Below are 10,186 nucleotides of genomic sequence, written 5' to 3' on the forward strand. Positions count from 1 at the left end.
ATGCGGACTCCGGACTTGCGGGTCGCCGCGATCCATAGTCTTTGCGCGGATGCCGCCACCGAGGTGCGGGACTATTTCGCCATTCAGCCGAACAACGATTGTGCCATAGATGCGGCCTGGATAGGTGCCGTGTCTCCATCCGCCTGATGGCAGTCGGCGGCGGATCGTAAACAATCTATTTCTGAGGAGACAACTAGTGTCTGCAAAAACACTCTACGATAAATTGTGGGAAAGCCATGTGGTCCATACGGAGAAAGATGGTGGGGTATTGCTCTATATCGACCGTCATCTCCTGCACGAAGTGACCAGCCCACAGGCCTTTTCCGGGCTGCGGGCAACGGGCCGCAAAGCATGGCGCATGGACGCCAATATCGCCACCGCCGACCACAATGTGCCGACCACGGATCGCGCCGCAGGGATTGCCGATGCCACCTCGCGCTTGCAGGTGGATACCCTCGACCAGAACTGCGCGGAATTTGGCATTGAAGAATTCGGCATGCTCGACAGGCGACAAGGCATTGTCCATGTCATTGCCCCAGAGCAGGGACTGACCTTGCCGGGTATGACGGTGGTCTGTGGGGACTCCCACACGGCGACCCATGGGGCGTTGGGAGCGCTGGCCTTTGGGATCGGCACCACCGAAGTGGAGCATGTGCTGGCGACCCAGTGCTTGTGGGTGCGCAAAGCCAAATCCATGCGCATCTGGGTGGAGGGCAGGCTGAGCAATGGGGTGAGCGCGAAAGACCTAGTGCTGGCGATCATCGGACGAATCGGTACGGCGGGTGGCACCGGCTACGCCATCGAGTTTGCCGGACCTGCGGTGCAGGCCCTGTCCGTGGAAGGCCGCATGACTCTGTGCAATATGGCCATTGAGGCCGGGGCGCGCTCGGGCATGGTGGGCGTAGATGCTGTTACCATCGATTACCTGCGTGACCGTCCCTATGCCCCAGTCGGTAAGGTCTGGGATCAGGCGGTTGCGGTCTGGGGAGATCTCCACAGCGACCCTGGTGCGCAGTTCGACGCGGAGATTCGTCTGGAGGCGGCAGACGTTGCTCCGCAGGTGACCTGGGGAACCAGTCCGGAGATGGTCGTCGATATTTCAGCCAGGGTCCCCGATCCAGCACTGGAAAAAGATCCGGTGCGGCGCAAGGGCTGGAGCGATGCGCTGGCCTACATGGACCTGAAGGCCACCACGCCCGTCTCTTCCATAGTACTGGATAAGGTGTTTATCGGTTCCTGTACCAATGCCCGCATTGAAGATCTGCGTGCGGCAGCGGCGATTGCCAGAGGCCATCACAAGGCCGTATCGGTCAAGGTGGTACTGGTAGTGCCGGGTTCCGGCCTGGTGAAGGCACAGGCGGAGGCCGAAGGCCTGGACCGCATCTTCAGGGATGCCGGTTTTGAATGGCGGGAGCCGGGCTGCTCCATGTGCCTGGCCATGAATGCCGACCGCCTGGAGCCGGGAGAGCGTTGTGCGAGTACCAGCAACCGTAATTTTGAAGGACGCCAGGGGGCCGGAGGCCGGACCCATCTGGTGAGCCCTGCGATGGCAGCAGCGGCAGCTATCGCCGGCCATTTTGTGGATGTGCGTGACTGGGCCGCGCACTAAAAAGTGCGCGCGGTTTTGGTTACCGCGCCTCGCTTTGGGCTTGTGCAGCCTGGGCATGGTGGAGGTCGGTATTTTTGCGGCGCAGCGCGGCTGGTCAGCCGAATGTGCTGCCGTTGAATATGTCGTTCAGCGTCAGATGGAGAAAAGTTGAAATGGAAGCCTTTACCGTATTAGAAGCGGTGGTTGCACCGCTGGATCGTCCCAATGTGGACACGGATGCCATTATTCCCAAGCAGTTCCTCAAGACTATTGAGCGCAAGGGCTTGGGCAAGCACCTCTTTGATGCCTGGCGCTATCTGGAGCGGGACGGAAAACAGGTGGATAACCCGGATTTTGTCCTCAATCAGCCCGCTTATGCGGGTGCGCAGATTCTCCTGACGCGGGAGAACTTCGGTTGTGGCTCCAGCCGCGAGCATGCGCCCTGGGCCTTGGCGGATTATGGTTTCCGGGCAGTGATTGCCCCGGGTTTTGCGGATATTTTCGCCAATAATTGTGTACAGAATGGCATCTTGCTGGTGTGTCTATCCATGGATGTGGTGGATCATCTCTTCCATGAGGTGATGGCGAACCCCGGCTATCGTTTGCGCATAGATCTGCCCGTGCAGGAAGTGCAGACTATGGGCGATAGTCGGTATGCCTTCCCCATGGATGCAGGTCATAAGCACAAACTGATGCATGGTCTGGATGATATCCAGCTCACCCTGCAGCAGGACTGTGCTATCCGTGCCTACGAGACACAGCGACGGCAAACAGCACCTTGGTTATTTCGCGATTAATGGCTCAGGAGCGAGAAGGTATGGTTCAGGATTCACCGATAGAAGAAGAGAGTGGCTTGCCACCCTTGCGTTCAGATGCGGTTATCCTTGAAGGCATGACTAAACGGGGTAAGCCGTGCAGGTTGATTGACAACACCGTTTCGGCGCCCCGCGAGGAGTTGGCGGCCCTGCTCAATGACCTTATTGAGCAGGAGCACTTCGGACCTTCGGGATTGAGTATGGCAGGGAGTAACACTATAAGTATCGGTACTCCGCAGTCTGCCCATGTGCAACTGGGGGAGAATATCTACCGGATGATCGTGGTGGATTACGCGGCGCGGCTGGAGGTGTTTTAGCGCCGCGCTGCCCTCTAGGGCATCAGCCGCTGGATGACCCAGACCCCGCCGGTGCCCGCCGAACGGCTATAACGGAAGCGATCATGCAGCCGATTGGGGCGCCCCTGCCAGAACTCGAAGTGTTCCGGCTGCAGACGGTAGCCGCCCCAGGCGGGGTTGCGCGGGACATCCCCAGCGGGATAACGGGCCTGTAAGTCCGTTACCCGCTGCTCCAGTGCCGCGCGATTGGCGATGGGCTGGCTCTGCTCGGAGGCAGCAGAGGCGAAACGGCTGCCGTCGGGACGTTGCTGAAAATAGGCCTCTGCCTCGGTATCGCTGAGTTTCTCGACGGGGCCGTCTACCCGTACCTGCCGATCATTTTCCGGCCAGTAAAAAACGACGGCCGCTCGCGGGTTCGCCGCCAGTTCCTGTCCCTTCGGGCTGCGCTGATCGGTGTACCAGCACAGACCGCGCTCGTCAAAATGTTTGAGAAGGACGATACGCACATCGGGGCGCCCCTCTGCATCCGTTGTTGCCAACGCCATGCCCGTCGCGTCAAAGTTGCCAGCTGTCGTCGCCGCCGCCAGCCAGTCGGCGAACTGGCGGAAGGGATCAGGATTCAGATCCCGGCGATGTAACTCGCTGTGCATAAAGTCACGGCGGGTACTGCGGTGGTCTATTTCGCCTTTCATATCGTTCCTCCACTCAAATGGTTAGGGTTTACGCCCGGCGTTCGATGACGCCGTCAGGGCTGCCGAACAGCATCACATCCGCACGTCGATGGGCAAAGATGCCATTGTCCAGCACACCCGGAATCGCATTGATGTTTTCTTCCATCTGCAACGGATCTGAAAGATCAAGCCCGGTAACGTCGAGGATGACATTGCCATTATCCGTCGTGACGCCATTACGCAGGGTGGGGCTGCCGCCGAGCTTCACCAGCTGCCGGGCGACAAAACTGCGGGCGAATGGAATCACTTCCACGGGCAAGGGGAATTTGCCGAGCATGGGCTTCTCCTTACTCGCATCCGCAATGCAGACGAAAAGGCGGGCAGCACTGGCGACAATCTTTTCACGGGTGAGTGCGCCGCCGCCGCCCTTGATGAGACGGAAGTGCGGGTCGGCCTCATCAGCACCATCGACGTAAACTGGAATGTCACCGGTACCATTAAGGTCGAGCACGTTGAGGCCTTGTGCCTTGAGGCGGTTTTCGGTAGCAATACTGGATGCCACATAGCCGTCCACATGAATCTTGGCGGCGCCCAATGCCTCGATGAAGAAGTTGGTGGTGGAGCCGGTGCCTACACCGACGACCATGCCGGGCTGGATGTAGCGCAGGGCGGCTTCGGCCGCCATTTTTTTGAGTGCATCAGTATTCATGTGCTCTTCCTTTGTGTGACGGTGAGGCGTTGCATAAAAGCGTGGGTGAGTGTTGCCCCAGAGGCCGGATTCTGACCGCTGAGGATAAGGCTGTCCATGGCGACATGGCTTTGCCACGGTGCGCCGACACTGATCAGGAAGCCTTCCTGCCGCAGGCGATCTTCCAGCGTATAAGGCCAACGCCCAGCCAGTGATGTTGCCGATTCCTCTGCGGCACTGAAGCAGGCTACCCGCTGTCCGCAGAATGGTGAACGTTCTTTCCCGTTACAGGTAGCGAGGAGTGCTGCCGTGCCGTGACAGAGGGTGGCGATGGGCTTTGCTGTCGCCAAGCAGTAGCGCAGCAACCGGTCCACGGCGGGTGCCTGACAGAGGTCCATGAGCGGCCCATTGCCTCCGGGAATGAAAACACCGATTAGAGCGTCCAGATCCTTGCTCGTCAGCGCATCTAAATCAGCGGGCGTGTGTAATTCCGTCATCTGCCGGACAGTATCGCATAAATAGGCGGCCTTGCCGTGATCCCCACCGAGTGCGGTCGACCCAAGACTCTCCGTATCGACCGGCGGAGGTACACCACCCGGCGTGGCGATCCGGAGCGACCATCCTGCTTTGCGCAGCATCAACCAAGGTGTTACCAACTCTTCCGCCCAGAAGCCGGTAGTTATTTCGGTACCGTCACTGAGGCGAAGACGCTGCGCAGCGCTGAGTAGAATCAGGACGAAAGGTTGGGTAGCAACAATCATACTCCAAGTTTAGCATGGTCAGTAGGAGTCAACGAAATGTGGATTATCACCTCTGTGACTGCAAAGGGGGTGTTCTGCAGAGGGCGACGTTATGTTGTGATTTTGCAGCGCGAGGCGGTGGCACCGGTTTATATATAAAAATATGATAATATATTTTTAATAAAAAATTTGGTCTTAGTCATGGAAATTTTGTTCAGAACAAGAAAGAAATACATTAACATGCTACAATAAATATTATTATAGTTTGTAGTATGGTTGTGTTTCGTTGGCGTGTTTTCATAGTCATTTGTTTTTATTGTGGGTTTCATGGCATAAATAATTAGATAATAATTATATTAGAATAAAAAAATATTATATATATATATCACTAATGGTGTTTGCCTAAACCCAAAAATATTTGGGGCAAATCTCTATTGCTTTGCTCTCTCGCCTGCACTAACTTTACTGCCGGGTAGTTAATAAGCATTAAAAGTATAAGTTTGTACTATTTGCGCGGATGTGGTGTTTTGTACGCAACGCGAGGAGTGTGATTATGAAACCGCAAGCATCGGTATCCGCCGTTCATCAGTTGTCCTTGTTTTCTTGGCCGCTGCTAAGCGTGCGCGGCGGCGTCGCCCTGCTATTTGTTCTAGCCTCGCTGATCGCCCTTGACAAGACGATGATGCAGCTCGTCTGGGTTTTCGCCATATATATGTTCTTCGACGGCGCCTATTCGTTCATTGGGTTGGCTTCTGCTCATGCGGGCAGTGCGTTGAATCGTCGGATGCTTCGCAGCTTTTTCTGCAACCATGTTCGGTATGAGTTGGAGCATGCGCTGAAGCCAATTGCGTCAACAGCAGGTCGCCGATTTGGGCATGTCTTCAGTCTCCCGCGTGTGGCCTTGATTGAGTTGTTGGCCGCCGGACTGTAAAGAGCGGGTCTCATTCCTGTGGCAGATTTGCTAAAGAGTACATAAAAATCCTGAGTTGCACGTAGCATCGGGAAAGGTAATCGGATAGTGACCGCTATCTTGTCATATTGCGGATGGTCTGTAGTCCGCCAGGGAGAAATGTAAATGCAAGTGAAGTGGAGGAATAACCTGAAAAATGGGTGGCGTTATGCTGCCCTCGCGCCGATTCTGCTGCTCAACGGTTGTGCCGGTAATCCCTATTGGATCTTCAATCCAAAAGGGTTGATGGCAGATACCGATTTGTTCTATCTCATCTTAGATGTAGTGATTATGGGGAGCATTGTTGGGCTGACCGCGCTGTTGGTAATTTGGTTTATGTGGCGCTACCAGAAAGGTAAAAATCGGGGGAAATATGACCCTACATGGTCCCATTCCAATACCATTGAGGTGTTTGTCTGGGGTATTCCTATTATCGCTGTCGGCTTTTTGTCCTGGTTTGCCGTCAAGGGGACTTTTGAAATAAATCCCTATAATCCCACAGTTATTACCAATCATATGAAGCCCAATGGTGATCCTGTGGAGGTGGATGTGATTGCCACTGACTGGCAATGGCTCTTCGTGTATCCGCAGTATCATATGGCTGTAACCAATGAATTGGTGCTGCCCGCACATACCCCGGTATTTTTCCGTTTGACCTCGACCGCCGTGACTACGACGTTCTTTATCCCGCAATTAGTGGGTATGATCGACGTGATGCCCGGCATGCGTACAAAAAATGCGCTGGAAAGCAACAATATCGGGGAATATCAGGGAATCGCTTCGGATTATGCTGGTGCGGGTACCTCGTGGATGACTTTCAAGACCAAAATGTTGAGTTCAGCCGACTTTGGCCAATGGGTACAAAAAGTGCAGCAGTCCCCTACCTCGATGACCTACACCAGCTTTAATCATTACGCGGAACCTTATATTGATGTGCATCATAAGGTGGCGTATTTCTCATCGGTGCAGAATGGTTTGTTTGACCATGTCATCGACGAGGTCATGAATGGAAAAACCTGGCCCATCCCGCCAATGATGACGGAAAACATGGTGGCATATATGCAGAAGCAAGACGCTGAACACCGCGACTAACAACAGGAGGATCGATACATGCTCGTAGATTTAGCCGGGGGCTGGAACCCCATGTTGGGGCGCCTTGCCTGGTCCCAGATTCCTTATGATAACCCCATCCTGGCGCCGTTGTTTGTCGCAGTGGTTATCGGGACCATTATTATACTGGGCCTGATCACCTACTACGGGAAATGGACCTATCTGTGGAAGGAATGGCTGACCACGGTGGATCATAAAAAACTGGGCGTAATGTACATCATTCTCGGTTTGGTGATGCTGTTTCGTGGCTTTATTGATGGCTTGATGATCCGCACCCAGCAGGCCTGGGCTGTAGGTACGCATTCCTCAGGAGTATTTGGTGCAACTCACGGTTATCTGACGCCGTTCCATTTCGGCCAAGTCTATAGCGCGCACGGCCTGATCATGATTCTGCTGGCAGCAACCCCTTTGCTGGTGGGTTTCATGAATATCATTGTGCCCATTCAAATTGGCGCACGTGATATGGCTTATCCCTATCTGAATGCACTAGGCCTGTGGATTACCGCGGCGGCCGGGGCGTTGATCATGATTTCCCTCTTCGTGGGAGATTTCGCACACAACGGTTGGTTTGGATATGCACCGATTTTTGAATTGCAATATAGTCCGGGCGTGGGTGTAGATTATTGGATATGGACCATGGAGTTGGTGGCATTGGGTACCACGCTCGGCGGCATCAATATTCTGGCTACCATTATCAAAATGCGTGCGCCGGGCATGAGTTGGGGCCGCTTGCCGATTTTTGTCTGGGCTTCGCTTTCGGCGAACGTGATTGCACTGACCTCTTTCCCGGCATTGCAGGTAGCACTTGGATTAGTGGCTGCAGATCGTTATTTGGGCGCGCACTTTTTCACGGCGGGTCTGGGTGGAAACTTGATGCTCTACACCAACCTGTTCTGGATCTGGGGTCATCCGGAAGTGTATTTTGTGATTCTTCCGGCTTTCGGCATGATGTCGGAAATCTTTCCGACCTTCTCGGAGAAACCGCTGTTTGGCTATATCACTATGGTGCTGGCCAGTTTGGCTATTGCCGGCGTTTCCTGGTTGGTCTGGTTGCATCACTTCTTTACCATGGGTGCGGGTCCTTACGTCAACAGTGCATTCAGTGTGGCTACCATGCTGGTCGGTATCCCTACCGGTGTGAAGGTGTTTAACTGGGCTTTTACCATGTATCGTGGCCGCCTGACCTTTAATGCTGCCATGCTGTGGGCTATTGGTGCACTTTTCCTGTTGCTGATAGGTGGATTGACTGGTATGATGCTGGCTGTCCCAGCTATTAACTACATGGTTCACAACAGCGTTTTCGTGGTCGCTCATTTTCACTCTATGCTGCTGGTGATTGTGTATGCCATTTTTGCTTCGGTGATCTACTGGTTCCCGAAGGTCTTCGGCTTTAAGCTGGATGAGTTTTGGGCAAAGACCATGTTCTGGCTTTTTTCCGCAGGTACGACATTGGTGTTTGTGCCCATGTACATGTTGGGCTTTATGGGCATGACCCGGCGTCTGGATTATGTGTTTAACACCGCCTGGCATCCCTATCTTCTGGTAATGGAATTCGGCATTGTCGTATATATGATTTCCGTCCTTGCTTTTTTTGCGCTGCTGTATGTCAGCATTCGCGATCACGCAAAGAACCGGGTTGGTACTGATGCTTGGGGGACCTCCCGTTCCTTGGAATGGCTTACCCATTCTCCTGTGCCATTTTATAACTTTGCCGTATTGCCGCATATCAGTACGCGTGATGAAGTGGCTTGGCGTCGAGATAATGGTATCGATCATGTCCAACCTGATCACTATGAGGATATCCACATGCCGAATAATACCGGTGTTGCCATCATCCTCGGTGGCCTGACTTTTGTATTGGGTTTCGCTCTGGTATGGCGTATCTGGTGGCTCTGTATCCTTTCGCTGCTGGCGATTATGGCGCTCGTGATTTACCGCTCCTTTAAAGGCGATCCGGGTTACATCATTACAGCTGCAGAACTGGAAGAGATGGAAAAAGATGCTATGCGCCGTGAAGCGCAAATTGGCAAACAACATTATCGGGTGGGTGGCGGTGTGTTGGGTGATGCGATAGCCTATGAGCGTTCTGATCTTCCACCATTAGCGTCGCAGCCTGGCTCATCAGTAGGGTTGGATCATCGCAGTTGATGATTCTGACAGATGGTAGCCGAGACCGTCGGCTGCCAATTCAAGGAAACAGATTGAGGAGTTTTTTATGAGTTCACCCGCCTGTAATGTGGATCCAAAAACGGCAGAGTTATGGGATAAAGGTCACTATCAGTATGATGTAATCTCTACACGTACTTTGGGTTATTTTATGTACCTGCTTAGTGATGGCATGCTGTTTGCGACGCTCTTTGCCGCGTATGGCGTGCTGAGTTACCAGCATAGTTATTTTGGTGGCCCTACCCCGGCTGATTTCGTGAAGCCATGGTATACCTTTGTTCAAACCATGGCTCTGTTTCTTAGTGTTCTGGCCTACGGTTTTGGTATGAACGCACTTAAACACAAGAATAAGAGTGGTGTGATTAGTGGGCTGCTCGCAGCCTTCGTATTGGGTGTGTTGTTCTTGATGTTAGATATTCACGATATGACGCATCTGGCGTCATTGGGCATTAGCGTGGCGACCAGTGGGGGTATGTCTGCCTTTATTGTCCTGACCCAGGTACACGCCACTCATATTTTCTTTGGGCTGATCTGGATCCTGGTCATGATGGCTCAGGTAATGATCAAAGGTTTCACCACCGAAGTGGTGGGTCGGTTGTTAACACTGCGTATGTTTTGGCATTTGCAGGCTATTATTTGGGTATTTGTTTACGTGTTCGTTTATTTGTGGGGATATATGTCATGAGTCACGGTCACGATGATCCAACGTTGCATCCAGAAGTACAGATATCCACGTCCCGTGGATACTTTTTAGGATTCGCGATCTCTAGCATCCTGATGCTCGTCGCTACTTTCTTGGTGACATCGCATGCCGTGCCGCCATTTGGATTGTTGATGGTCATCTCGGCTTGTGCAGGCATAGCGATTATGGCGCAGATTTACTTTTTGCTGCATATCGATATTTCCGAACACAACATATGGAATACCGTAGCTTTGGTTCTATTCATACCACTCTTTTTGATTACCATTGGTCTGACCTGGTGGATGTTCTCGCAATTGTATCTTCACACGATGATCATGCCCGGGATGCCCGGCATGATGCATTGAGGGAGTAAATACCATGCCCACGGCTATGGGACGGAAGACGTCAGACACTGCGGTAGCTGAACTCCCCCACGCGATAGAAGGGGAGATGACGTTATCAGTCCGGGTGGTTGGCTGGT

The 10,186-nt window shown here is 53.3% G+C and carries 11 protein-coding genes; 8 read left to right on the forward strand and 3 right to left on the reverse strand.

The window, feature by feature from the left end; all coding sequences use genetic code 11:
• The first annotated feature begins 196 nt into the window (after positions 1-196).
• The 3 genes from leuC to M7F93_RS09915 all read left to right on the forward strand — a co-directional run bounded on the left by leuC (position 197) and on the right by M7F93_RS09915 (position 2,720).
• Positions 197-1,609, forward strand: a complete 1,413-nt coding sequence (gene leuC, locus M7F93_RS09905) for a 3-isopropylmalate dehydratase large subunit (RefSeq protein WP_298172733.1) — start codon at positions 197-199, stop codon at positions 1,607-1,609.
• Positions 1,610-1,761: 152 nt separating this feature from the next.
• Complete coding sequence (gene leuD, locus M7F93_RS09910) at positions 1,762-2,385, forward strand: 3-isopropylmalate dehydratase small subunit (RefSeq protein ID WP_298172736.1); 624 nt, start codon at positions 1,762-1,764, stop codon at positions 2,383-2,385.
• 20 nt (positions 2,386-2,405) lie between these two features.
• The gene (locus tag M7F93_RS09915) at positions 2,406-2,720 is read left to right on the forward strand and encodes a hypothetical protein (protein ID WP_298172741.1); all 315 of its coding nucleotides are present in this window, start codon (positions 2,406-2,408) and stop codon (positions 2,718-2,720) included.
• A gap of 14 nt (positions 2,721-2,734) precedes the next feature.
• Here M7F93_RS09915 and pdxH read toward each other — a convergent pair whose 3' ends face one another.
• Genes pdxH through M7F93_RS09930 form a run of 3 tightly spaced genes read right to left on the reverse strand, consistent with a single transcriptional unit; the run spans position 2,735 to position 4,819 of the window.
• Positions 2,735-3,391, reverse strand: a complete 657-nt coding sequence (gene pdxH / locus M7F93_RS09920; RefSeq protein ID WP_298172745.1) for a pyridoxamine 5'-phosphate oxidase — start codon at positions 3,389-3,391, stop codon at positions 2,735-2,737.
• A gap of 28 nt (positions 3,392-3,419) precedes the next feature.
• Positions 3,420-4,079, reverse strand: coding sequence for a ribose-5-phosphate isomerase RpiA (gene rpiA / locus M7F93_RS09925; RefSeq protein ID WP_298172747.1), 660 nt, complete (start codon positions 4,077-4,079; stop codon positions 3,420-3,422).
• Positions 4,076-4,819, reverse strand: a complete 744-nt coding sequence (locus tag M7F93_RS09930) for a type 1 glutamine amidotransferase domain-containing protein (RefSeq protein WP_298172750.1) — start codon at positions 4,817-4,819, stop codon at positions 4,076-4,078. The genes rpiA and M7F93_RS09930 overlap by 4 nt, the downstream gene beginning before the upstream one ends.
• Positions 4,820-5,351: 532 nt before the next feature.
• Between M7F93_RS09930 and M7F93_RS09935 the strand changes: the two genes are divergently transcribed.
• The 5 genes from M7F93_RS09935 (at position 5,352) to M7F93_RS09955 (ending at position 10,070) form a co-directional block, all read left to right on the forward strand.
• Positions 5,352-5,729, forward strand: a complete 378-nt coding sequence (locus M7F93_RS09935; protein WP_298172753.1) for a hypothetical protein — start codon at positions 5,352-5,354, stop codon at positions 5,727-5,729.
• 144 nt (positions 5,730-5,873) lie between these two features.
• The gene (locus tag M7F93_RS09940; protein WP_298172756.1) at positions 5,874-6,839 is read left to right on the forward strand and encodes a COX aromatic rich motif-containing protein; all 966 of its coding nucleotides are present in this window, start codon (positions 5,874-5,876) and stop codon (positions 6,837-6,839) included.
• A gap of 18 nt (positions 6,840-6,857) precedes the next feature.
• Entirely contained in the window at positions 6,858-9,005 is a 2,148-nt protein-coding gene (locus M7F93_RS09945) for a cbb3-type cytochrome c oxidase subunit I (protein WP_298172758.1), read from the forward strand.
• A 67-nt stretch (positions 9,006-9,072) separates the two neighbouring features.
• Complete coding sequence (locus tag M7F93_RS09950) at positions 9,073-9,708, forward strand: cytochrome c oxidase subunit 3 (protein ID WP_298172761.1); 636 nt, start codon at positions 9,073-9,075, stop codon at positions 9,706-9,708.
• On the forward strand, positions 9,705-10,070 hold the full coding sequence (locus tag M7F93_RS09955) for a cytochrome o ubiquinol oxidase subunit IV (RefSeq protein ID WP_298172764.1): 366 nt from the start codon (positions 9,705-9,707) through the stop codon (positions 10,068-10,070). Before M7F93_RS09950 ends, M7F93_RS09955 begins: the two co-directional genes overlap by 4 nt.
• The last annotated feature ends 116 nt before the right edge of the window (positions 10,071-10,186 follow it).

The organism is Acidithiobacillus sp., from assembly GCF_027322205.1.
Classification (GTDB): Bacteria; Pseudomonadota; Gammaproteobacteria; order Acidithiobacillales; family Acidithiobacillaceae; genus Acidithiobacillus.